23 protein-coding genes and 1 tRNA gene are annotated in these 22,585 nt (G+C 48.6%); 8 read left to right on the forward strand and 16 right to left on the reverse strand.

Annotated elements, in window-relative coordinates; translation table 11 throughout:
* Positions 1-585 (forward strand): AAA family ATPase, encoded by a 585-nt coding sequence (locus VD907_05480; protein ID HYG84299.1) that lies wholly within the window; start codon positions 1-3, stop codon positions 583-585.
* Positions 586-659: 74 nt separating this feature from the next.
* Here the strand turns inward: VD907_05480 and rpoD are convergent, their stop codons facing one another.
* The 3 genes from rpoD to VD907_05495 are packed head-to-tail and all read right to left on the reverse strand — an operon-like array spanning position 660 to position 6,634.
* Positions 660-1,658, reverse strand: a complete 999-nt coding sequence (gene rpoD, locus VD907_05485; protein ID HYG84300.1) for an RNA polymerase sigma factor RpoD — start codon at positions 1,656-1,658, stop codon at positions 660-662.
* A complete protein-coding gene (gene dnaG / locus VD907_05490) occupies positions 1,645-3,393 on the reverse strand; it encodes a DNA primase (protein HYG84301.1) in 1,749 nt (582 codons plus the stop codon). Before dnaG ends, rpoD begins: the two co-directional genes overlap by 14 nt.
* 22 nt (positions 3,394-3,415) lie before the next feature.
* Positions 3,416-6,634: a hypothetical protein gene (locus tag VD907_05495; protein HYG84302.1), complete on the reverse strand. Its 3,219-nt coding sequence runs from the start codon at positions 6,632-6,634 to the stop codon at positions 3,416-3,418.
* A gap of 105 nt (positions 6,635-6,739) precedes the next feature.
* Between VD907_05495 and VD907_05500 the strand changes: the two genes are divergently transcribed.
* Positions 6,740-7,321: a hypothetical protein gene (locus VD907_05500; protein HYG84303.1), complete on the forward strand. Its 582-nt coding sequence runs from the start codon at positions 6,740-6,742 to the stop codon at positions 7,319-7,321.
* A gap of 35 nt (positions 7,322-7,356) precedes the next feature.
* Here the strand turns inward: VD907_05500 and VD907_05505 are convergent, their stop codons facing one another.
* Together VD907_05505 and orn are read right to left on the reverse strand one after the other, a co-directional pair.
* The gene (locus VD907_05505; GenBank protein HYG84304.1) at positions 7,357-7,695 is read right to left on the reverse strand and encodes an MmcQ/YjbR family DNA-binding protein; all 339 of its coding nucleotides are present in this window, start codon (positions 7,693-7,695) and stop codon (positions 7,357-7,359) included.
* Positions 7,696-7,697: 2 nt separating this feature from the next.
* Positions 7,698-8,255, reverse strand: coding sequence for an oligoribonuclease (gene orn / locus VD907_05510; protein ID HYG84305.1), 558 nt, complete (start codon positions 8,253-8,255; stop codon positions 7,698-7,700).
* Between the two features lie 109 nt (positions 8,256-8,364).
* Here orn and VD907_05515 point away from each other — a divergent pair, with 109 nt between their 5' ends.
* The 3 genes from VD907_05515 to VD907_05525 all read left to right on the forward strand — a co-directional run bounded on the left by VD907_05515 (position 8,365) and on the right by VD907_05525 (position 9,677).
* Complete coding sequence (locus VD907_05515; GenBank protein HYG84306.1) at positions 8,365-8,649, forward strand: hypothetical protein; 285 nt, start codon at positions 8,365-8,367, stop codon at positions 8,647-8,649.
* The gene (locus VD907_05520; protein HYG84307.1) at positions 8,628-8,792 is read left to right on the forward strand and encodes a hypothetical protein; all 165 of its coding nucleotides are present in this window, start codon (positions 8,628-8,630) and stop codon (positions 8,790-8,792) included. Before VD907_05515 ends, VD907_05520 begins: the two co-directional genes overlap by 22 nt.
* A gap of 384 nt (positions 8,793-9,176) precedes the next feature.
* Complete coding sequence (locus VD907_05525) at positions 9,177-9,677, forward strand: hypothetical protein (GenBank protein ID HYG84308.1); 501 nt, start codon at positions 9,177-9,179, stop codon at positions 9,675-9,677.
* 14 nt (positions 9,678-9,691) lie between these two features.
* Here VD907_05525 and msrB read toward each other — a convergent pair whose 3' ends face one another.
* The 5 genes from msrB to VD907_05550 all read right to left on the reverse strand — a co-directional run bounded on the left by msrB (position 9,692) and on the right by VD907_05550 (position 14,023).
* Complete coding sequence (gene msrB, locus VD907_05530) at positions 9,692-10,090, reverse strand: peptide-methionine (R)-S-oxide reductase MsrB (protein ID HYG84309.1); 399 nt, start codon at positions 10,088-10,090, stop codon at positions 9,692-9,694.
* Complete coding sequence (locus VD907_05535) at positions 10,087-10,461, reverse strand: MscL family protein (protein HYG84310.1); 375 nt, start codon at positions 10,459-10,461, stop codon at positions 10,087-10,089. The genes msrB and VD907_05535 overlap by 4 nt, the downstream gene beginning before the upstream one ends.
* The gene (argS, locus tag VD907_05540) at positions 10,462-12,135 is read right to left on the reverse strand and encodes an arginine--tRNA ligase (GenBank protein HYG84311.1); all 1,674 of its coding nucleotides are present in this window, start codon (positions 12,133-12,135) and stop codon (positions 10,462-10,464) included.
* Positions 12,136-12,183: 48 nt separating this feature from the next.
* Complete coding sequence (locus VD907_05545; protein ID HYG84312.1) at positions 12,184-13,803, reverse strand: CTP synthase; 1,620 nt, start codon at positions 13,801-13,803, stop codon at positions 12,184-12,186.
* Between the two features lie 130 nt (positions 13,804-13,933).
* Positions 13,934-14,023: transfer RNA gene (locus VD907_05550), tRNA-Ser, on the reverse strand.
* Between the two features lie 137 nt (positions 14,024-14,160).
* Between VD907_05550 and VD907_05555 the strand changes: the two genes are divergently transcribed.
* Both VD907_05555 and VD907_05560 read left to right on the forward strand, forming a co-directional pair.
* Positions 14,161-15,114 carry an ABC transporter ATP-binding protein gene (locus VD907_05555; protein ID HYG84313.1) on the forward strand — a complete coding sequence of 318 codons (954 nt, stop codon included), beginning with the start codon at positions 14,161-14,163 and terminating at the stop codon, positions 15,112-15,114.
* Entirely contained in the window at positions 15,111-16,337 is a 1,227-nt protein-coding gene (locus VD907_05560; GenBank protein HYG84314.1) for an ABC transporter permease, read from the forward strand. Before VD907_05555 ends, VD907_05560 begins: the two co-directional genes overlap by 4 nt.
* Positions 16,338-16,397: 60 nt before the next feature.
* Here the strand turns inward: VD907_05560 and VD907_05565 are convergent, their stop codons facing one another.
* The gene (locus VD907_05565) at positions 16,398-16,778 is read right to left on the reverse strand and encodes a hypothetical protein (GenBank protein ID HYG84315.1); all 381 of its coding nucleotides are present in this window, start codon (positions 16,776-16,778) and stop codon (positions 16,398-16,400) included.
* 86 nt (positions 16,779-16,864) lie between these two features.
* Positions 16,865-17,896 carry a bifunctional phosphoglucose/phosphomannose isomerase gene (locus VD907_05570; GenBank protein HYG84316.1) on the reverse strand — a complete coding sequence of 344 codons (1,032 nt, stop codon included), beginning with the start codon at positions 17,894-17,896 and terminating at the stop codon, positions 16,865-16,867.
* Positions 17,897-17,989: 93 nt separating this feature from the next.
* Here VD907_05570 and VD907_05575 point away from each other — a divergent pair, with 93 nt between their 5' ends.
* Positions 17,990-18,502 (forward strand): hypothetical protein, encoded by a 513-nt coding sequence (locus tag VD907_05575; protein ID HYG84317.1) that lies wholly within the window; start codon positions 17,990-17,992, stop codon positions 18,500-18,502.
* A gap of 43 nt (positions 18,503-18,545) precedes the next feature.
* Here VD907_05575 and VD907_05580 read toward each other — a convergent pair whose 3' ends face one another.
* The 4 genes from VD907_05580 to VD907_05595 form a co-directional block, all read right to left on the reverse strand.
* Complete coding sequence (locus tag VD907_05580) at positions 18,546-19,679, reverse strand: DGQHR domain-containing protein (protein ID HYG84318.1); 1,134 nt, start codon at positions 19,677-19,679, stop codon at positions 18,546-18,548.
* Positions 19,680-19,840: 161 nt separating this feature from the next.
* A complete protein-coding gene (gene groL / locus VD907_05585; protein HYG84319.1) occupies positions 19,841-21,493 on the reverse strand; it encodes a chaperonin GroEL in 1,653 nt (550 codons plus the stop codon).
* 19 nt (positions 21,494-21,512) lie between these two features.
* Entirely contained in the window at positions 21,513-21,779 is a 267-nt protein-coding gene (locus tag VD907_05590; GenBank protein HYG84320.1) for a co-chaperone GroES, read from the reverse strand.
* A 163-nt stretch (positions 21,780-21,942) separates the two neighbouring features.
* Positions 21,943-22,512 carry a hypothetical protein gene (locus tag VD907_05595; protein ID HYG84321.1) on the reverse strand — a complete coding sequence of 190 codons (570 nt, stop codon included), beginning with the start codon at positions 22,510-22,512 and terminating at the stop codon, positions 21,943-21,945.
* Positions 22,513-22,585: the final 73 nt, after the last annotated feature.

Here is a 22,585-nt window from a genome sequence, read left to right on the forward strand (position 1 = left end):
ATGCAACAGATTTCAAAAAAACATCCCCTGGTTATCGCTTTTGTCGGTATGCCTGGCGCCGGAAAAAGCTCGTGCGTTGAATTTTTAAAAGAAAAGGGCTATCCTTCAGTCTATTTTGGTGGCATTACCCTTGACGAAGTAAAGCGCCGCGGCCTAGAACCAACTCAGGCGAATGAACGAATTGTTCGCGAAGATTTGCGGATTATGGGTGGTAACGACATTTACGCTAAAATGATGGCCGAACAGATTGAACACCTAGCCGACGCTGGCCAGCTACGCATTGTAGCAGATGGATTGTATACTTGGCCGGAATATAAATACTTCAAGAAGCATTTTGGCCATAATGCAATTATTATCGCTGTTACCGCTCCGCGCTGGCTACGCCACGAACGCTTAGCCAAACGGCCAGTTCGCCCACTGGCTCCTCAAGAAGCAGCCCTGCGCGACTACACCGAAATTGAGACCCTTGAAAAAGGTGGTCCGATTGCGAATGCTGATTACACCCTGAGTAACGATGGCAGCGTTGAAGAAATACATAAACAGCTCGACGCATTGCTGCGTAAAATAAAGTTTTACGAACAGTAACACGCTATCAATACAAAAATCTCTCTGAATGAGAGATTTTTGTATTGTCGTTGCCTGGCTAGGGTTGACTTGTCTTACTGCAAGTATTCGTGCAGCTTCTTGGCGTCTTTGTGTTTACGCAGTTTAGCTAAAGCTTTCGCTTCAATCTGGCGGATGCGCTCGCGGGTAACGCTAAATTCCTGACCAACTTCTTCGAGAGTGTGGCTTTTGTCGTCATCGAGGCCAAACCGCATTTTGATGATCTTTTGTTCGCGCTCGGTAAGGGTGCTTAGGATAGACTGAACTTGTTCCCGGAGCAACTGGCTCGTAGCAACATCTACCGGGCTCTTCCCTTCTTCATCTTCAACAAAGTCACCAAGCGATGTCTCTTCTTCTTCGCCGTCGCGGCCGACACCGGCATCAAGGCTGGTGATGTCCTGCTTAATTTTCATGACATACTCTACCTTGTCTGGTTCCATCTCGAGCTCTTTGGCAAGTTCCTCAATAGTCGGCTCGCGGTTCAGCTCCTGAGTCAGACGACGCTGTGTTCGGAGTAGCTTGTTAATTGTTTCAACCATATGCACCGGAATACGGATGGTCCGGGCTTGGTCGGCAATAGCGCGAGTGATAGCCTGGCGGATCCACCAAGTAGCGTAGGTCGAGAATTTAAAACCCTTATCTGGATCAAACTTTTCGACCGCACGCAGCAAGCCGGTATTACCCTCTTGAATCAAATCAAGAAAGTCGAGGCCACGGCCACTGTATCGCTTAGCAATCGATACCACCAATCGCATGTTTGCTTCGGCCATTTTATCTTTGGCACGTTTGTCTCCCTGGACTACTTTTTGCGCTAGTTCAAGCTCTTCTTCCGGGTTTAATAGGGGGATTTTACCAATTTCGCGCAGATAAAGACGGACCGAGTCGTCGGAAATATCATCGAGATACGAACCGCCTGCCGTAGGATCGTCTTCCCAACCCTCTTCTTCAAGTTCGTCACCTATCGGTTCGATATCGTCATCGAGCGCTGGAATTGCATCATCTGTTACCGCAAAATCGTCAACGGGGAGGTCCTTGGTTTCATCACTTTTTGGCATTCACTTGCTCCTTAATTAATTTGTTCAATTCTGTGCGCAACTTAACGGCTGCAGCTTCGTCGTGCTGAATCTCAGCCTCTTGAAGTGCCTGCATAAGTTGCTGTTTTGTTTGTTTAAGGTGTTCGGTTTGTACTTGTCTGACGAGTTTTGCTGCTTCGTGGTAGCGCTCTTGGGCGCTCCAGACAGCGTATCGGGCGTCGACTTTCAATAGTAACATTTTCACATAATCTGACATTTCTTGCAAGTCTTCGGGGATTTCTGAGGTAAAAATAGCTTGCGATGCGGTTAAAAATGCGGCTAGTTTTTGTCGATGTGAGCCATTAAAGCACTCACTACTGGTTTTTTTTAGGGTTTCGCGGGCTGCAGTATCAGATAATAACACGGCCAGTAAGTTGTCCTGATAGGCATAAGGGTCTGGGCCAGTTGGTGAAGTTTTTACCACTTTAAGGGTAGTTGCTGCTGCAGGACTTGCCGTTCGTTTAGCCTTTTCTGCCAACGCCTCAATCGAAGCGCCGGTGAGCTGCGCTACTTGCTGCATGTAATGCTCTTTTTCAACTTCATCACTTAGCTTTGTAATGAGAGCGAGGGCATCAGAGCTAAACTTGCGCTTACCTTCGGCGGTTGAAGTATCGTAGCGAGCTTGGTACTGCTTTAATACCCAATCAATCGCTGGTTCGGCAGCCTCAATTGTTCGCTGCCAGACATCAGGACCATTTTGAATGAGCTCGTCCGGATCTTTGGCGCCATCTGGTAGGGTTATGATTGCCAGTTGCACGCCAATCGTTTGCGCAATTGGGATGGCGCGTTCGGTGGCTGCCACCCCAGCACGATCGGCATCAAACGCCAGCCGGATGTTACCACTAAGGCGACTGAGTACTTTTAAATGGTATTCGGTAAGTGCGGTGCCGGCAGTGGCCACCACTTGCCGCACTCCAACTTGGTGGCTGCTGACTACATCGAGGTTTCCTTCAACAATCACTGCATAATCGGCTTGCCGGATGGCTTCTTTTGCTAGGTGCAGGCCAAAAACATGACGACTTTTATCATATAGAATGGTTTGGGGCGTGTTGATATACTTCGGCGCCTTCGGATCGTCGGCAATGAGCCGCGCCGTAAACCCGATCACCTCCCCTTGGCCGTCCATTAGCGGCACCGTCATGCGGCCGCGGAACATGTCGCCACTGCGTGAGGAAAGCAGTCCCGCGTCTTTTAGCTCATCAGTACGAAAACCTTTTTTTAGAAGGAACTGTTTCAGCGCATCACCGGTGCTTGGTGCGTAGCCAATTTTAAAATCTTGCACCATTTCCTTACTGAGGTGACGTTTTTTGAAGACATACTCTAAGGCGTGCTGGTTTTTAAGCAGGGAATGCTGGTAGTAATTAGCGGCTAGATTCAGCGCTTCTTGCACCCGACGTTTCTTTTTGGCAAGCCCTTGATGTGCACTCGATTGATACAAACTTAAATCGACTCCGGCTTTACGCGCCAGATGCTCGAGCGCCCCGCGGAAATCTAACCCTTCTACCTCCATGACAAAGCTAAAGATATCACCACCCTTGTTGCTGGAAAAATCGTGCCAGATATGTTTTTCGGGACTGACAAAAAAACTGGGTGTTTTTTCTTGCGAAAATGGACTAAGTCCCTTAAAGTTTCGGCCGGCACGCTTAAGTTGGACGTATTCACCAATAACGTCCTCGATGTTAAGTCGGCTCCTCACCTCTTCTTTTGCATCTTGCATAGATGCTTTTATTGTAACACCTCTAAAGAATTACACGATTACCCGGCATCACCACAACTGGCACCTTAAATGGCAATGGCACGCTCTTGTTTATTCTATCGCCTACCCCGAGCTGACCGTTGTCGTTCAGACCAGTTGCATATAGCCGATCGTCAGACCCAATAAAGTAAGCGCTGATGTGCTCAATTAATACATCCTTGGCGGTAAGTAGAGCACCTTTACTATCTTTGAGCTGCACCCTTTGGGGTAGGCTTATGCCCGTAGTGGAATTTATACCTAACTGCCCATAGTCGTTGCGACCTACCGCATACACATAATTATCTGAGGCAATAACAAAGGCAGCTCCAGCAACACCAAATGAGGCCACTTTTATGGCAGTGAGGGGTGTGCCGCTAGGATTGCGCAAGTTCATACGGACTGGCGTATAACGTTGCGCTGTATCCCCTACACCCAGTTGCCCACGATCATTATAGCCCGTAACATAGACATAGTTGTCTGAAGCGATCACGAAGGTCGCATATCCTTCGGTAATAACACTCCGTGCAGTTAGCACTGTATTGCTTGGGTCACGTAGGATCATTAGCGTTGGCGTTGAAACGTTAGCACCAGTGCCAGTACCAAGTGTGCCGTTATTTAGCCCCGTACCGTACACTTGATTATCCGAGGCAATAACAAATGCCGAGTGATCATCCGCAACGACATCGACAGCGGTCAGTGCGACGTTACTAGCATTTCTTACATTCATACGCACTGGTGTTGATTTGTTGGTTGTTGTACCATCGCCAAGCTGGCCGACATCGTTACGCCCAACCGCATAGACATAGCCATCAGAAGCAAGGATATAGGTACTGTATAATCCAGGCACTACTTTACGGGCTGTTAACACCCTGTTGCTCGGGTCGCGCAAGTTCATGCGCACCGGTGCCGAACGATTTGAAGTATCGCCCACCCCGAGCTGACCATAATCGTTGCGACCAGTAGCATACACATAGCCATCGGCGCCAAGAACAAAAATTGAAGCTTTTTCGACATCTGCATACGAATTACCCACAACCGACAACGGCATAACATCCTTACCACTGGGATCTTTTATGATCATTCGGGTGGGTATATTTGTGTGGTTGACCGTGCCATTACCGAGCTGGCCGACACTGTTATTTCCCATGGCATACGCATAGCCATCGGAAGCAATGGCATAACACGACCAAGAAATCCCGACACAGGTGGCGTCTTGGGCAGACAAAAAGTTACCCGAGGCATCTTTAAGCTGCATTCTCATTGGCGTAGAAATCGGGTTCTGGCTAGAACGAATACCCAGCTGCCCAAAATGATTGGCGCCAGCGACGTAAATTGCCCCATCGCTACTAATGGCAACGGTGCTGTAGCCACTGTTGTGGACTTTAATAATGGAGTCTGATTGAGGGCGAACAGGTAGTAGAACCGGCTGTGGAGTCATTTGATCGGTTGTGTTGCCTATCCCAAGTTTGCCAGCAAAATTATACCCTGCAGCATATAGCACATTATCAGTATTGATGTAAAACATAGCCTCATCCCAGATAAGAATATCTCTGATACGATTATTGCCCGAAGCTCCTGCCGGAGATACTTTAGTTGGCAAAATACGCTTATCTTTATCCCCAACACCCAACCCTCCCCAGGCATTTTCCCCAAAAGCATAAACATGACCATCAGACGCTAAAACCACGGCAGCATCGCCAAAAGCCTTAACAGTGATTGGCCTTAAGAACGTTCCACCTGCATCCTTAAGCTGTACCCTTACAGGCACCAAGGAGCTCGTGGTTGTGCCGTTACCCAGTTGCCCAGCCGCGTTGGCTCCAGTGGCGTATAAGTTACCGTCTGAACCCGTTATATATGTTGATTCCGCCACTGTAACAGAAGTAGCTGTAATCGCAGTGCCGCTTGCATCTTTTAACTGCATTCTTTGGGGCGTAGTAAGCCAGCTTGTATTACCCGTCCCAAGTTCTCCATTATAGTTTGAGCCAACACTGTAAATATAATTATCTGAGCCCAGAAAGAATACGTGTCGATTAAGCTCTGCCGTGAAAACCTCCCTAGTAGTGATAGCGACATTACTAGGATTTCGTAGATTTACCCGGACCGGCGTAGCCTGACCTGTAGTCGTCGTGCCAATACCTAGTTGTCCATTAGCATTATTTCCCATCGCATAGGCATAGTCATCTGATGCTATGACGTACGTCGACCAATCACTCATGTAAACCGCTTTAGCCGTTAAGAGAACATTGCTCGGATTTCTTAAATTCATACGCACCGGTAGGGTTTGATCAATCATATTACCGATCCCCAATTCACCGTATGTATTACCGCCCACACTATAAACATAGTTGTCCGAGGCGAGTATGTAGGCCGAGTAGCCGTCCGACACAATACTCCTTGCCTTTAAGATATTGTTTGCCGAATCCCGCAAGTTTACTTGCACGGGTGTATGTTGGTGCGTTTTGTTACCAATACCAAGCTGTCCATTATAGTTGTCCCCGACAGCATAAACATTGTAATCAGATCCTAGAAAGTATGTTGTGAAGTCTCCCGCAATCACATCAAGTACCTTCAGTTCTCTGTTTGTTGCGTCCTTAATAGTGACTTTCGCAGGAGCTGGTCTATCAATGGTGTCGCCGAGCCCTAGCTGACCCCGCGAGTTATGCCCAGCGCCATAAACGTAACCGTCAGACGCAATGATAAACGATGTCCTGTCTGACGCAACAACCTTCTTGGCATTCAGCCGCGTACCAACAATCCCTGTAGCCTGTGAAACCGTGGCTTGGTGGGTTTTAAACACGCCACCGTTGCGCTTACGCCGTTCGGCGTAGCCTTCGCTTTTAATAGTCATCGAACCATCAGCCCGAACATCAAGCCCTTCGGTCCAAAAATAAGTTCTGACCGTGCCATCGTCTACCACATAGGCGTTACTTCGCTGGCTCACCCCCTCGCAATCGGTGTGGGTGCGCAGCGGGCCGCCGTTATCGCTTATTATCGCACCAGCTGCAATACAAGCGTTGGCGTAGGCAACACCGGCTTCGGCGGCTTCTTTGGCGAGTTGGTCGTAATATTGGTTATCGAGCGAGGTTTTTACCGATAACGTGCCTTGGAGTACTGCCACACTAATAATCATCAGTGTTGTTGAAATTATAATCAAGGTTGGGAGGGCAAATGCCTTTTCGCCATATTGTTTGAAGTGTTGTGTTACAAACTGTTTCATGTTCATCTGCCTAATGCTGCTTATGGTAATCGTATCACATATTACCCCAGCTGAACACTTGATTTATCCATTCAACTTCCGCCCCGGCCCCGTGTATGCTTAAATGAATACATGCAACCTACTTTTACCGATATGGTTCCGCCTGTTCCCACACGAAACGGTGGATTTCGTGGAATTTCCCAGCGCAGCCTGTTGATTGGCGGTGGCTTGCTCGTGGCAATCATAGCTGGATTTATTCTATTAATGCTCACTAATAATGCTAGTCTTAAAGACCCCTTACAACGCTTAACAGTCCGGTTGGAAACCCTTCAAAAAATCACCAGCGACTCGCAAGGTGCCCTCACCAATCCCGATTTACAAAAAATAAATAGCGATACAAGCATCCTCGCCACTGGTAGTTTATCTGAGCTGGCAAAGCCAATGGATGCCGCCGGTCGCGGCAGTATTTCAGACGACAACCGGGCGCTTGAAGCTGACACCGCCACCCTTGAAGCACTGGCCAACGCCCAGCTTGAAGGGCGGTACGATGAAGTCTATGCTCGAGCTGTCGAACAAAAAATTGATACTATCCTTGCGCTACTCAGCGAGATTTACAACAAAACCAATAACCGACAGCTGAAAGCCGCGCTTAATACTCCTTACAACAACTTTATGAGTATTAAAAAAGATTTTGATTCGCTATCTAATCAATAACTAATCCCGGCTTTGCGGGCAGATATTCTGAGCAACTATACCGTTGGATGTACCAGTTCGTAACTATGCCGCACCAGATCTAAAATCTCTTCGTTGCTTAGTTGTCCGGAGCATAAAATGGTATTCCAGTGCTTTTTATTGAGATGGTAGCCTGGAAGTACTGTTTCGTATTTTTCGCGCAACATTTCCGCTAACCCTGGGTCGCATTTTAAGCTCACACGAAGGGGCTGCGCGCCCTCTTGAATCAGGGCAAACATTTTGCTTTTATCGGCATCGCCCACTTTATACACCGCCACGCCCTCACCAAACGGGTAATCGCGCCAGGCTTTGGGTAAAGATAAAATATATTTTTCTAAGATTTCTTGGGTCATCATAGCTATGGTAATTTCTTTGCCGGTTGCACTTTCGTAAGATAATATTTAAGCTCCATGATTGAACCACGGATATCTTCGAGGGCGCGGTGCACCTCTGGCTTTGCAAACTTTTTACCGTATTTGCCTTCGAATACTACCTTCCAAGCCGAAACGTCAAGCATGCGGTAATGCAGTTTGGCATCAAGCTGTGGCCACTGCTTCAGTATAAACCGGCGATCCATATGAACAGAATTGCCCCCAAGTAGCACCGGCGCGTCTTCTTTAAAGTTTGCTTTCAGAAAAGCGAGCAGCTCTTGTTCAATTTCTGGCGCGTTCTTGCCTTTTTCGTTTTGAGCAAGCAAAGCATCACGAGTCTCAGCATTGGCCTCCCAAAACACGCCGTTGGTAGCAAACTTTTGCTTCAAAACACTTGGGTCGCTTTTTACAATGCCTTCATACACCGCCAGCTCTGTAAAATTCCAATCGGTTGCAATTGCGGCCACTTCAAGAATAAGGTCGGCATCGGCATTAAGGCCAGTCATTTCGAGGTCTACCCACAGGATAGTTGCGTGCTTTGTCATAGGCCCATTATACAGAAGTCTTCCTCAAGTAAAAAAGACCTTTTCATTAGTTTAATTGACTATTACGCATACTATTATAATATTATGTTAGGCAACCGAGGAGGCTTGTGTGTTTGTAGTCGTAGTCGAGCCGTCTACCGTAACCGCCCTGCACAATTACATGCAAAGTCGCGCGGTTTCTTTGGCGCAGGCGGCATATGATCTTGTTGAGATTGGCTTGCTTATTAGAACCGCTGAGCTAGAAGGTGCCGTCTATACGACAGTCCGCGGCAATGGCCTGCGCGGCACCGTTCAGACTTACGACGACAAATCACTGCGCAATGTCAAGCGTATCGCCTGCGACCTCCCGCGGGCATGCATCCGGGAAATTGAATGGCGCTTCATGATAAGCTGACCGCAGATGAGATGTTCGGCGTCCTCGTGGATAAGGCCCATCGGTTTGTAACTGACACCGATCGCGGGGCACTGGGGATTATGAAGTTTCCTAATGGCAAAGAACGCGAATTGGAGCTTTTGAAGCCTCGCACCGATCAGTAAGTGTGCGGTCCCCACTGACCTAAAGCCGAAACACTTTAGGCCAGTGGGGCTATTTTTTTACATAATTAGCGCAAATTATTTTATGGATTCTTAGCTTCTTTATATTTATTAATAGCTACTGGGTATACGGTAATTATTACTGTGCTTCCAGCAGTGCTTTTTATTCTGAGCGACTACGGTATTAACCAGTGGAGCGCGCCCAGGGAGGTAAACTCCTTACTACATTTTATTTTGAAGCCGTTTCTGCTTAGCCCCTAACTCTCTTGCGGTAATTCCTTAAGGGACGGCACAGCAAACAAAGTGCTGAGAGATTATTACCGATACGGGTGTTTGAGGTGTATACTGAGAGGCGACCGCCACAGTAAACTTTACTGCATTTCATAAATGAATAAATTTCTACTCGCTAAAATTCTGTTTGCAACCTTCAGCCTGACAACGGTAATACTATTCTTATTGCTCCATTCAGGCATTTTTATTGATCTGGTGGGCTCTATCGAAGCTGCCGTCACGATTTACATTATAAATGTGGTGCTATTGATAGCTTCTTTGCTAGCTTATATCTGGCAAAGAGTCAATCAAGGTACGCCTGAACGCCAGCGAGCAACTATTCTTGAAGCATTTGCCGAAGATGCGCAGAAAAATGCCGAGCGTGAACCGCGACGGTTCTTTGTGAACGATACAGAGCTAGCCACTCTGCTTTCATCCGAAGGGAAGATCTCGCTGGAGCGCGATGCGAAATACTCGACAATCCGGATTGGGCAAACGCTGCGCATTGTTTCGTCTACCGAATTAAGCATACCGCTTTACGCAAGAGTGCTAGCGAGAAAAGGAAATAGTATACAACTAGAAATTCTTTCAAAAAATGATGAGTCGTCGCCAAGCTAGGACTTCTGCCCTAGCTATTTTGGTTTTGGCGTAAACTTTAAACTCAGCGAATTTATACAATAGCGCTGATCGGTTGGTACTTGAAAGCCCTCTCCTTCAAATACATGTCCAAGATGGCCACCACAGTTGCTGCAGGTCACCTCGGTGCGCTGCATACCGTGGCTGGTATCAGCGTGGAACGTGACGCTGCCAGGCCGGGCATCGTAAAAGCTCGGCCAGCCACAACGCGCATCAAACTTGGTACTGCTATCAAATAGCACCTGCCCGCAGGCAGCACAGGCATATACTCCGTCGGCGTACAGGCCGTCATATTCTCCAGTAAATGGCGCTTCAGTGGCCTTTTCGCGCAGTACGGCGAATTGCTCGGGCGTAAGAATTTTGCGCCACTCGGCCTCGGAGCGAACTTTACTCACTTTTCCTCCTTACGATCAAAGCCAAGCAAATGAACAATAGCGTATATCACCAGCGCGATAACCAAGAAGTTGACGATGTCATTCAAAAATGTGCCGTAATGCAACACTGCCGGCTTTCCGGCTGGTGTTGTGCCAAGGTGAAGCGTTAAGCCTTTTAAGCCCTCGGCCGAACCGAGTATAAACCCGAGTGGCGGCATAAGAATATTATCAATCAGTGACTTCACCAGCACCGACACCGCACCGCCCAACACCAAACCAATGGCTAGCCCTGCAACGCCCTGCTCGCGAATGAAAGATTTAAAGCCGACAATATGAGTTTTGCTCTTCTCTACCACTACCTTTCGGCGCGGCGTTTTTGGTGCTGCCGACATTTATAACCTTTCTGGCGAAGGAATCCCCAGTACACCCAGGCTATTTTGGAGAATTAGGGTATAGGCATTTACCATATAGGCTCGTTCGGCTTCGCGTTCGTGCCCGATAATTCGGTTGGCTTCGTAGAAACGGTTAAATTGCTGGGTTAACTCATAAAGGTAGGTGCATATAAGATGCGGCGCAAGCTCAGCGACAGCCTTGGTAGTTACGCTGGGGTACTGTAATAGTTTCATAATTAATTGATGTTCATCGGCGGTAATATTGCCAAGCTCAGTGGCCGGCGCCACCGATAGCTTGGCTAAAATGCTTCGTCCGCGAGCATAAGCATATTGGAGGTACGGCCCGGAATTTCCTTCAAGGCTCACAGCTTCATTAATATCAAATATGATATCTCCGCCGATTTTTACCTTTAGCATGGCATACCGCAAGGCACCGGTAATCGTTTCGTCAAGTGCCGTTGTATCCGGACTGCGCTGCAATATGGATTCGCGGAGGGCGTTAAAAATCCACTCAATATTGAGTACTTTACCGGTGCGACTGCTCATCTTGCCGGTACTCAGCTTGACCGTCCCGTGGGGAATGTTGGTGGTTTTCCCACCGAGCTCGGGCAGTACTAGTTCGGCGGCTTTAAAGACTACTCTAAAATATTCGCGCTGTTCTTCGGCGGTTACAATGTAGCTCATATCTGGGTTAAAATCTTGATTTTTAAGTTGCATTAGCCCAAGATCGCGAGCTTCATACAGGGTTGTGCCGCGCGAACTAATAAACACACGGGTGTGAAGATCATATTTTTCACCAGGGAAAATTGTTGCACCCTCGCTCTTCTCAAATACTTCATCGTGCGCTTCGACTATTTTTCGCCCCAGCTCATCTGCTTGGCGCTCAAGGTAACGCTTTTCAACGTGTTTACTGCCAATGGTGGCGATAATTTCATCAAGATAATCAAAACTCCACTGTTTACACATTTCGTACACCTGCTGGTAAAACGGATCATCAAGAATGAACGACTGCTTAGCCAGCAGTTCGATTTGCTGCTTTTCAAGCGGATCTTCTTCGTAGGCGCCTGCGCCTTCGACGTACATTTTACTCAAAAAGCTTGCCCGTTCGGCGGGCACAATCGCTTCAAGTTTGGTTATATCACCCTCTGCATATTTCAGAATCGCCCACATGCTTTTTCCCACATGCAACCCTACGTCGCCGTGGTAGCTTACCCGATGAACGTCACCACCGCCAAGCTCCAATAAGTTTGCAATCGTATCAGCCACGATTGAATTGTAGGCGTGGCCAATATGCATGTCCTTGAAGGGGTTCGGATTATTGGTTTCGATCACCTGGACCTGGCCTTGGTAGTGCGACTGTTCACCGTAGCGCCCTTCCAAACGCGTCACTTCATCGATGCTGCTTGCTAACACCTGCGGTTGCAAAGTAAAGTTCACAAAGCCGCCGACGGCCTCAATTTTTTGAATGCTTTCGTGTTGCAAGCCTTCTGCCACCTGCTGGGCGATGGCCTGGGGGCTTTTTTTGAGTTCACGAGCAAAAGGAAAGCACGGCAGGCCGTAATCCGCCTTAAACTCCGCCCGCGCTGGCCCAATGATGGGCTTAGTCGAGACGTTAAGTAGCTGTTGCACTTTTTCGGTAATTTCGGTGAGGACCGCGTCTAAAATATACTGCATAATTACTGCTAGTATAACAGAGAGTAGCGACTTAAATCATTATCCTAATCAGAGATTACCCTGCTTTCGCTGCAATCCAGCCTTAATCAAACCACTAAATAATGCGTAGGGGCGGTGGGGACGCGAGCTGAATTCTGGGTGCGCTTGGGTAGCGATAAAATATGGATGCTGCGCCGCTTCGATCATTTCTACCAAGGCACCGTCGGGCGAAGTACCCGATATCCGTAAGCCGCCGGCCACAATAGCCTCTTCGAACGCCCGGTTTACTTCATAGCGGTGACGGTGGCGTTCAATAATTTTAGTGGAGCCATGTAGCTGTTCGGCTAAAGTGCCTGGAACAATCACACACGGGTAATCGCCCAGGCGCATCGTGCCGCCGGTGGCTTCTTTGCCCTTTTGGTCTTTCATAATATAAATAACGTTCTGTTCGGCGCCGGGTTCAATCTCTTCACTAGTGGCCTGGTGTAAACCGCCTTTACGAGCAGCAGCAATTACCGCCACCTGTAGCCCCAGGCAAATGCCAAGATACGGCACGTTGTTTTCAAGCGCGTAGGCAGCTGCCGCTACTTTGCCTTCGACCCCTCGCGTACCGAAGCCACCAGGTACCAAAAGCGTATCATACTGCTCGAGTGCAGCCGAGCCATCGGTTTCAATCGCTTCGGCATTCACCCAATCACACTGTAAGGCAACGTTTTGTTGCCAGGCGGCAGCACGCAGGGCTTCAATAACCGAAAAATAGGTGTCTTCATTGTCTAAGTATTTGGCAATGATACCAATTTTTAGCGTCGCGCTCTTTGGCTTAGTGGCGTTATTCACCAACGTTTGCCAGGCTGCCATATCGGCAGGCTTCGCTTCGAGCCGCAGTTTCTGCAGCAGTAAGTCGTCAATGCTTTTTTCTTGCAGCGTCAGGGGCACGCGGTAAATGGTGTCGGCGTTTGGCAGCACAATAACCGCCTTTTCTTCAACCCCGCTAAACAAGCTCAACTTAGTGGCCACAGATCTTGGCGGTTCGGTTTCAGTGCGGGCCACGAGCACATCGGGCGTAATGCCAAAGCTCCGCAAATCCCGCACGGCGTTTTGAGCGGGCTTGGTTTTAAATTCTTTGCTAGCGCCAAGATACGGGATATATACCACATGAACGAACAGGCAATTATCTCGCCCGACCCGGGCAGCAAACTCACGAATCGCTTCAATAAACGCCAAGCCTTCGTAATCACCAACCGTGCCGCCAATTTCAACAATATGTACATCTGTCGCGCCGCCCGAAAGCTCAATGGCGCTCTGAATAGCATTAGTCAGGTGGGGCACCAGCTGCACAGTTTTGCCTAAAAATTTACCTGCCCGCTCATCAGCAATAAGGTCTTGGAGCAACCGCCCCGCTAGAGTCGAAGCATTACGCGTGACTTCGATATCTAAAAACCGCTCGTAGTGCCCAAGATCAAGATCAGTCTCAGCCCCATCTTTGGTCACAAAACACTCACCATGTTCGGCCGGATTCAGCGTACCGGCATCAACATTTAAGTACGGGTCACATTTTTGAATTGAAACCTTTAAGCCACGGGCTTTTAATACAGCTCCCAAAGAAGCTGCTGTAATACCTTTTCCGACCCCCGAAAGCACGCCACCCGTCACAAAAATATAGCGGCGCGAATGTGACTCCGTATTCATATGTCTTAGAGTGTATCATAGCTTTTTCTAAAACGCTACTTGTGGTGGTACCGCCAAATAGGCACATACTATATGTAGCGGTTTTTATTGAGCACCTGAACCTGGCGTGGTATGCGCCCGAAATAAAACCTGGCGGAGAGAACAGGATTCGAACCTGCGAGAACCTTTCGACTCTACACGCTTTCCAAGCGTGCGCCTTCAACCACTCGGCCACCTCTCCGTATGTAGATGATTGTATAACTCGCGCGCTAAGAAGAAAAGGTTTTATTATAGTTGTGCTTTATACATCATTAGGACTATTGCTGTTGCTTGTAAGTAAGAAAGCTATTTATAATAAGGTACAGACGAACAAAAAATATGCAAAACGACGATATCACCCCGCCAAAACCCGTGATTCATCTCAAAAAATTGACCAAACAGTTTGGCCATGATGACACTGCTTTTTTTGCGCTGAACGGAGTTGATCTCGCGATTGACAAGGGTGAGTTTGTGGCTATTATGGGCCCGAGCGGTAGTGGCAAAACCACGTTGTTAAATATTTTAGGCTTACTCGATACCGCCAGTGACGGCGAATATCACCTTGATGGCACGCCAGTGGATACTATTAGCCATCACCACCGGGCACGAATTCGGGCTTCGCAAATTGGTTTTGTGTTTCAGAACTTTAACCTTTTGCACCGACTAACCGTGATAGAAAATGTCGCCCTGCCCCTCACCTACACCGGACAAGGCCGAGTTACACGCCTCGAGAGCGCTAGTGATATGCTAAAAACCTTTCATCTGCAAGAACGCGAATACTACATGCCACATCAGCTATCTGGAGGACAATTACAGCGAGTAGCTATTGCTCGCGCCTTGGTGAATCAGCCGTCGATTATCCTGGCCGATGAACCAACCGGCAACCTTGATTCAAAATCGAGCGAGATTATTATGAGCGAGCTCAGCGACATACATAAACGCGGTAATACCATTATCATGGTAACGCACAACCCTGACCTTACGGTGCACGCCGATCGCGTCATTCAAATGCTTGATGGCCAAATCGCCAGCGATACCAAACACCCAGAGCCTGAGCCCGACCCCACCGAAAAGCGACCACTGGGAAAAATTCAGATTACTGTGCGAAACGACTCCGAGCCGAACTCAGTACCTGAGCAGCCCGAACCCACACCAGAACCAGAGGTTACCCCAGAAACCGCTCCGCAGGAAGAGCCAAAACTAGAAGAACTAGAAGTAGCAAGTAAGAAAAAGGTGAAGAGTAAGAAAAAGAAATCTAAAGCCGAGAAACAGCCAGAGGACACTAAAGCATGATACTCTCGACGAACATTCGGATCGCGCTCGAAAGTCTTCGAAGTACCCGCGTGCGCACCGCACTGACAACGCTTGGTATCATAATTGGCATAGCTTCAATAACCATGGTGCTGGCTCTGGGCGAAGGCGCAAAACAAGCCGTTGCGACCCAAGTGAAGCACCTTGATCAAAACATCCTGGTTATTCGTCCGGGGAAGGTTACCCGCCATAATGCCACCGGCGCTATCGACTATAATCCTTTGTCTTCCTATGCCGCCACTACCCTTACCGAAAATGACCTTGAAACCACTCGCAAACAACCGGGTGTTGCGGCAGCGGCCCCGCTCATGCTTATTAATGGCAGTATTAAAAAGGGAGAAGCAAGCGCCAAAGACGCTTTTATCGTCGCGACCACCCCAGAACTCGCTTCAACACTTAAAATCAATGCCGCCCAAGGGCAGTTTTTGGATGGTACTACCGCCCGTGACACAGTAGTCATCGGTGAAAGCTTATCGGTGGCCCTTTTTGGCACTGATCAAACCATCGGGCAACGCCTGAAACTAAAAGGGCAAGATTTTACCATTATTGGGGTGCTTAAAAAGATAAAAAACCCCATTGGGATCAACGGCATAAACTTCGATATGGCCGCAATTGTGAGCCTTGATGCTGGGAAGGGCTTTAACCAAGGCATTGCTCAAATTCAACAACTCACCGTTAAAGCCAAAAGCGCCGCCGAACTACCAGCAATAAAAAAGACTCTCACCGAAGCGCTACTGAAAAATCATGATGGTGAAGAGGATTTTGCGGTTCTAGGTGGTAAAGAGGCAGCCGATGTCTCCAGTAGTTTCTTTCAAGTGCTGACTTCGATGGTTGCGGTCGTTGCAAGCATTTCACTCATCGTCGGTGGCATCGGTATCATGAACAGCATGCTAGTTGGCGTAGCCGAACGCACGCGCGAAATCGGCATTCGTAAATCAATTGGCGCCAGTAACCGGCATGTTTTCTCGCAGTTTCTGATTGAATCATTAATTATGAGCCTGACGGGTGGCGTTTTTGGTTTTCTCCTGGCTTACATCGTCGCTTACGGAATCAGTCTCTTTTTGCCATTCCACCCAGCCTTCTCGTGGGGGATATTTGGCTTGGCTATGGGCGTTTCGTTAGTTGTTGGGGTGGTTTTCGGCCTCTTTCCGGCATTCCGCGCAGCACGCAAGGACCCAATCGTAGCACTCCGACAACATCATTAATACACAGAAATAAAAAGTGCAGCTATCTGTAGAGGTCACAGATAACTGCATTTGCACTAACTATACAGGAAATGAAACCTTCGTTTTACAAGACCTGTAGTCACCGTTTATAACAGCATTATGCTTAGACTCCGGGTAAGTTGCGATCTTAACCGACGTCGCGGCAGCAAACAGCTGGTCCATACCGTAAGAGGCAGCTTCTTGAGCAGCGTCTTTGCCATCCGCGCTTGTCGCCGCAATTACAGCACCATCAGTATCTCTTACCTCAGTTTCTTCCCCCTCGAAATCTTGCATGAATTTATGAATAACCTCAAATGCACAGCGTCGCGTATTAGGCTTTTCGCTCGCGAGCTGATCCAGCTTCTTACCACAGGCTCTTGTGACCGCTGCGTCAAGCTCAAGGTAGTCCTCGTTCGAGACAATGAGCTCATAAATCGACATCTTGGAATGCCTTTCAAAATCGAGTTACTTAGGCAAGAATAACTATAAATGAGTTTCAAAAAAAATCAAGATGTTGATGACCAGAACTAGTCTGTTAGCGCTATCTTCAGTTTTTCGATCAGCGCCACTGGTGTCGGATCAACATTATTCAAAATCGCAGTGTAAATACTCACAAAATCTCCAAGCACACTCCCCCACAGCATTTGGGCAAGCGGGCTCTCACCGTTTAATGGCACAGTGATTGCGTGCGGGCGCTTGCCACTCAGTAAACTATCGGAGATCATAAACCGTTTTTGTACCTGCGGATGCTCGAACGACGACACTAAATCAAACACCGCAAAAGGTTTTTCAACCGGATGACTGGTCCAGCCAATAAATTCATTATGGTTAAATTCTGGGAGCTCATTCCAAAAGGCAACGTTTTTAGCATTTTCGTTGAAACTAATTTTCCATTTGTATGCAATTGGCGCCATCAGCGCCCCAGCATAAATTACCGGGGTTTTACCGACAGCCTTGAGAGCCAGCTGTTTGGCAAGATTATCTTCGGTAGGGATATCTTTTAGCCAATTGCTAATTTCAGATTTCAGCCAGTCGCTGGTGGCGGCAATTTCTGCATAAGCGTCAGCAGCGAGACGATACTGACCGAACAATTTTACAAGCGCGCGTAAGTTATACAGTACTGCCATGCGTGGTTCCAGCCCTTTTGGTAACACCACTAGTGGATACTGTCGTTCGCGGGCGATTTCAACTAACCTGCCGCCAGAGGCCAAAACGGCAATTTGTGCCCCGCGCAGGCGAGCGTTTTTAAGCGCACTTAATGTTTCTTCGGTGTTGCCCGAATAGCTGCTGGCAATAACCAAAGTCTGTTCACTGACATAATGCGGCAATTCGTAGCGTCGGCATATTTCAAACGGCACCGGCAGTTCAAGCCAATTCTTGGCCATGCCCGCTGCCAGCGCCGAGCCACCCATCCCGGCAATAACAATTTGTGCCGGTGTAAAGTTAGCAGGCTGGTTCTCTACAATCGCTTCGGCGGTGAGCTGCTGCCATTCTTCGGCCGCCACGCCCAGGGCATTTTTAGGGTCGCGCTGTGAAATAACATTTAGATCATCAAGCATACACTGTCTCCTTCAGGCTATTCACTTTTTCTATATTCTTATGATACAGTAGTGTGTAAGAAGCATAAACTTTTTAGGTAACTAGAGGTGGGTATGGACAACAACCAGCAAATTAGTGATGATCAGGAATTAGCAAAAGTGCTCTCAGGAACAAACAAAAAATCACCAGTGAAAGATTTAGATGATCTTGATTTTGAAGAATCGCCGCTCCCAACACCAACAGTCGTGACCCCGCCTAAAACCGGGGAAACGCCTGCTAATCAACCAGCACCGGCAGCGGCCACTCCGGCACAACCCGCTGCGGCAAACGGAAAGCCGGCTACAAGCCCAGCACCGTCTACCCCTACTTCCGCTACTAATCTTGATGCAATTAAGCGTGAAGCCCTTGAGCAACTGCGCCCACTTGCGCCAAAATTAAACCTACCAGCCGAAGAAAAGTTTGATACCCTCCTTTTAATTATTCGCTCCACCGACGATCAAAGCTTGCTCGGCGCCGCCCACGAAGCCGCCAAAGCCATCAAAGACGAATCCCGACGCGCCCAAGCCCTGCTGGATGTTATTAAAGAAATTGATTATTTCTCGAGTGCTCCGCAGCAAGCAGCGTAATTAAAAATCCCGCATCGCTGGCTGCAATGCGGGATAGCTAGTACTACTCTACTGAAATGTTCTGCATAGCTTGAGTAGCACGCTCCTGACCCCGATAGATGGCGGTGTCAAGACGTTCAGTCATTGCCCGTTCGGTTTCGTGAATAGCACGCTTTGCGGTCCAATTGAAACTTTGGGCATAGGTCAAGACACGCACCAAGTTCTCGTACGAGAAGTCGCTACCAACAGCCGCTCGGAATGAACGACCAACAACGATAAGCTTACAAACGGCATTGATTCCCTTTGCCGTTGTCAAAACATGCTTGGACGACGCCCACGAAGTCGGCCAGACTGCATTGGCAGCGCGCACAACGTTCTTAATCACCTCCAACCGCTTCTCTGAAGACAGCTGGCTGAGTGGACTCCTCTTCGAGAGCATCGACGTAAAAGTTGTGTGAAGGCCCTTGACGTTAATACCCGAGGGCCGATGCTTACTTTCGTACGGCCGTACCTCGGTCTCGCTCATTAGGATCATTCCCTTGAGCGGCGAACGAGGATCAGTGTTAAGCTCACGGCACAACTGGTAAGCGAGCTTTTCCGCTTCGCTGTTCCAGTCACCAATTTCTGCCTGCATTGCAAGCTTCAAACGTGCGTCAACGGATCGTCCCTTTGTTTGCTGCAAGAACAGCCGCAGCCGCGTGCTATATGGCACGCCTTGGGTTACCGTGACAATGAACTCCCATCGTTCCCTCTCTGTCTCGTTCAGAATCTCGAGGGCGGCTCGACGATGCTGTCCATCGTCAAGCGTAATGTAATCCCCCGGCCCATAAGTGAGCCGTCCATCTTCAAACTGCCAGTTGCCAATCAGCGCGCCGACTGGATTCGTAGCAAAAGTCGTACTCGGCTGAAGCATCGCTTCAGCAATCCGCCACGCATGATTGCTATGAAACTTGCGATTGACGCCGTTGTCCGACTCGCCAAAGCGCTCGACACGACACAACTGCATCATCTGAACCGCAGTCAGTGTAAAGGTGTACAAGGTAATCTCGCGCTGTCTGGTCACAATAACCTGCGGGAGCACACCCGCTGCTTCTGCCGCACAAGAAGAGATCTTTTCGAGCAGCTCAGCGGTTTCCTCATTACTCACGACTTCCTCCTCGGTCATGAGTTGGCAGCTTACTCCTTGTTCAGCCACCATTAAGAGCTCCGACAGGAATTATAGTAGCACCTTGGGGTAGGTTCTTTGCTTCCGACCTGTCGCTCTGCTCACCGGTATTATTACATATATATTGTTTATGAGCAATATAAAAAGGAACCCTTTCTCAGAGCTCCTCTTTATTTTCTACGTGAAATGTACCCTTACATCATTCCCATGCCGGGCATGCCGCCACCGCCCATGGCTGGTGCTGCAGCTTCTTTTTCTGGAATGTCAACAACCAGAGCGCCCATTGTCATGGCCGTTGAGGCGATTGAGGCAGCGCTGCGGATAGCCTGCTTGGTGACCAAAATTGGGTCAACCACGCCAGCTTCCTTGATGTTTACCAGGCCTTTTTCAGGGGTGTTGACGTTAATACCCATGCCAGCTTCGGCGGCTTCAACTTGAGCCAGCAGCGCTTCGGCGTTTAAGCCAGCGTTTGAAACAATCTGGCGGAACGGCTGTCGTAAAGCTTCCTTAAGAATGCCGCGGCCAGCAGCCACTGAATCGGCACCGCTAATTTCAATTTTTTTAGCAAGTTCGAGCAGCGTCACGCCACCGCCTGGCACGATACCTTCGGCGAGAGCGGCTTTGGTAGCAGCCACAGCATCGTCAAAGCGGAATTTCTTCTCTTCGATTTCAGTTTCAGAGGCACCACCAACCTTAATAACGGCAACTTTGCCTTCAAGGGCAGCAGCTCGCTTTTCAAATTGTTCTTTGTCGTATTCACTTTTAGCGTTTTGAGCCTGGGCCTTGATTTCGGCAATTCGGTTTTGGACATCGGCTACACTGCCGGTACCCGAAATAATAGTGGTGTTGTCTTTTCCAACAATTACCTTACGAGCCGAGCCAACGACACTGAGGTCAACATTTTCAAAGGTGTAGCCTTGCTCTTCGGTAATAAGGGTCGCGCCAGTAAGTACCGCGATGTCTTGAAGAATTTCTTTGCGGCGATCACCAAACGACGGCGCCTTCACGGCAACGGTGTTAAAGGTGCCCTTTAGCTTGTTCAAAACCAAAATACCAAGCGCTTCGCCTTCAACATCTTCAGCAATCAACACAACGTCTTTCTTACCAGCTTGGGCTAGTTTTTCCAAAATTGGTAAGAATTCTTGTACGCTGGCTACTTTTTTATCGGTCACAATGATAGCTGGTTTTTCGTAGACGGCTTCCATGCGGTTGGTATCGGTGACCATGTAGGTGCTCACGTAGCCGCGGTCAAAGGTGAAGCCTTCTACTACTTCGGCTTCCATGCTGAGACCTTGGCCTTCCTCAACCGTAATAACGCTTTCGCCGCCAACTTTTTCCATCACATCGGCAATCAGTTCGCCAATGGCGGCATCGCCGGCTGAAATAGTTGCCACTTCGGCAATCCGGCTTTTGTTATCGCCAATTTTTTCAGCCATGCCCTCAAGTGCGGTTAGCACTTCAGCAGCGGCAGCTTCAACACCTTTTTTGAGTTCCATTGGATTATGACCAGCGGCAATCAGGCGGTTGGCTTCCTTCAAAATATTGTAAGTCAGCACCGTTACCGTGGTGGTACCGTCGCCGGCTGCCTTGTTCATTTTGGTGGCTGCTTGCTTAATAAGTTCAGCACCGACTTTGTAGCCCAAAGTTTCGTCATCGGTATCTGGGAGGTCAACACTTTCAGCTACGGTGACGCCATCGTGGGTGACCGTTGGGTGGCCGTAACTTTTACCAATCACCACATTGCGGCCTTTTGGACCCATTGTTACTTTTACAGCATCGTAGAGTGCTTTGGCACCGCCCAGTACGCGCTGGCGAGCATCGTCGTCATAAAAAACTTTTTTTGCCATATATATGTATCTCCGTTACTTACGCGAGGGTCGCAAGTACATCCTCTTCTTTCACTACTAAATATTCAGTGTTGTCGATCTTTAGTTCGGTCGTACTGTACTCTTTATAGATGATCCGATCGCCCACCTTGACCTGCTTTACCTCAGGTCCAACTGCTTTTACAACTGCCGCAACGGCCTTCTCTTTTGCATTATCCGGAAGATATAGGCCACTAGCGGTTTTGGTCTGTGCGGCCTCTTTTACGGCAACCACTCGGTCACCAAGAGGCGAGATAGGTGTGTCCATACTACTGAAACTCCCCGTTTAAGTTAACTTTTATCAATGTGCCTTTATTGTAAACAAAAAAATTAGCACTTGCAAGTGGTGAGTGCTAAAAAATGTACTTCTAGTTTGTTGCGGAGTGGGACGGCGATCACCGCCCCACTCCTTTTAAAGAGGAAGATGTATGCTACCAGAGCTGCCTTAGGCCGCCAGCCGCTCGGAGGTTAACGGTAAAACTATGGAGATATTGCTGCCACACAAAGGAGCCGGTCAGGCATCCCTTATGCTTGGGGTCTTCACTAACCTTGCCATGCACCTCTGCAGGCGCGATCGCAAGATCGTATTCATCTTCAAGCAGTTTAATGGCGTCGGTCTTGGCTCTTCGGACAGCACTTTCGTCACTCGAAAACTTCCGCAACATCTGCGACATCAGGCGTGCAAGCAGAACGCCATCACGCGTCGGCTTTTTTGCCTTGTTATAAGGAGTAGCGGCGCCAACAAATTCAACCGGAAACCACTTACCCTCCCACTGCAGATAGGTTTGCCCAATATTGCACTTGAGGGGCATGTAGCTGTGTTCCTTGGCGAGCGTTGCTAAATAGGCACCGACCGCACCAACCAGGCGCTCCTGATTGGCTTCGGGAATGTGTAAAGCGATGCGCTCACTGACTCCACGGAGCATATTCTGAAACGTTATTGTTCGAGATTGAAACGAGTCTGGATTAGACACCCAATTGGGCATAATCTTTGGCCGCACGACACTCCTTCGCTCGTTTAACTTTTGTAGTATACGGATCTTTTCAATGATGTCAAGAACAAATCATTATACC

The sequence above is a fragment of the Verrucomicrobiia bacterium genome, from assembly GCA_035629335.1.
Taxonomy (GTDB): Bacteria; Patescibacteriota; Saccharimonadia; order Saccharimonadales; family Saccharimonadaceae; genus DASUUR01.

Bases quoted from the DNA above. Each gene is read 5' to 3' on its own strand.
- VD907_05555 (HYG84313.1), top strand. From the start codon at position 14,161: ATGCAAAACGACGATATCACCCCGCCAAAACCCGTGATTCATCTCAAA.
- groL (HYG84319.1), bottom strand. From the start codon at position 21,493: ATGGCAAAAAAAGTTTTTTATGACGACGATGCTCGCCAGCGCGTACTG.
- VD907_05570 (HYG84316.1), bottom strand. From the start codon at position 17,896: ATGCTTGATGATCTAAATGTTATTTCACAGCGCGACCCTAAAAATGCC.
- VD907_05580 (HYG84318.1), bottom strand. From the start codon at position 19,679: ATGGTGGCTGAACAAGGAGTAAGCTGCCAACTCATGACCGAGGAGGAA.
- VD907_05495 (HYG84302.1), bottom strand. From the start codon at position 6,634: ATGAACATGAAACAGTTTGTAACACAACACTTCAAACAATATGGCGAA.
- VD907_05545 (HYG84312.1), bottom strand. From the start codon at position 13,803: ATGAATACGGAGTCACATTCGCGCCGCTATATTTTTGTGACGGGTGGC.
- VD907_05520 (HYG84307.1), top strand. From the start codon at position 8,628: ATGGCGCTTCATGATAAGCTGACCGCAGATGAGATGTTCGGCGTCCTC.
- dnaG (HYG84301.1), bottom strand. From the start codon at position 3,393: ATGCAAGATGCAAAAGAAGAGGTGAGGAGCCGACTTAACATCGAGGAC.
- rpoD (HYG84300.1), bottom strand. From the start codon at position 1,658: ATGCCAAAAAGTGATGAAACCAAGGACCTCCCCGTTGACGATTTTGCG.
- VD907_05525 (HYG84308.1), top strand. From the start codon at position 9,177: ATGAATAAATTTCTACTCGCTAAAATTCTGTTTGCAACCTTCAGCCTG.
- VD907_05480 (HYG84299.1), top strand. From the start codon at position 1: ATGCAACAGATTTCAAAAAAACATCCCCTGGTTATCGCTTTTGTCGGT.
- orn (HYG84305.1), bottom strand. From the start codon at position 8,255: ATGACAAAGCACGCAACTATCCTGTGGGTAGACCTCGAAATGACTGGC.
- VD907_05560 (HYG84314.1), top strand. From the start codon at position 15,111: ATGATACTCTCGACGAACATTCGGATCGCGCTCGAAAGTCTTCGAAGT.
- VD907_05535 (HYG84310.1), bottom strand. From the start codon at position 10,461: ATGTCGGCAGCACCAAAAACGCCGCGCCGAAAGGTAGTGGTAGAGAAG.
- argS (HYG84311.1), bottom strand. From the start codon at position 12,135: ATGCAGTATATTTTAGACGCGGTCCTCACCGAAATTACCGAAAAAGTG.
- VD907_05565 (HYG84315.1), bottom strand. From the start codon at position 16,778: ATGTCGATTTATGAGCTCATTGTCTCGAACGAGGACTACCTTGAGCTT.
- VD907_05505 (HYG84304.1), bottom strand. From the start codon at position 7,695: ATGATGACCCAAGAAATCTTAGAAAAATATATTTTATCTTTACCCAAA.
- VD907_05500 (HYG84303.1), top strand. From the start codon at position 6,740: ATGCAACCTACTTTTACCGATATGGTTCCGCCTGTTCCCACACGAAAC.
- VD907_05590 (HYG84320.1), bottom strand. From the start codon at position 21,779: ATGGACACACCTATCTCGCCTCTTGGTGACCGAGTGGTTGCCGTAAAA.
- VD907_05575 (HYG84317.1), top strand. From the start codon at position 17,990: ATGGACAACAACCAGCAAATTAGTGATGATCAGGAATTAGCAAAAGTG.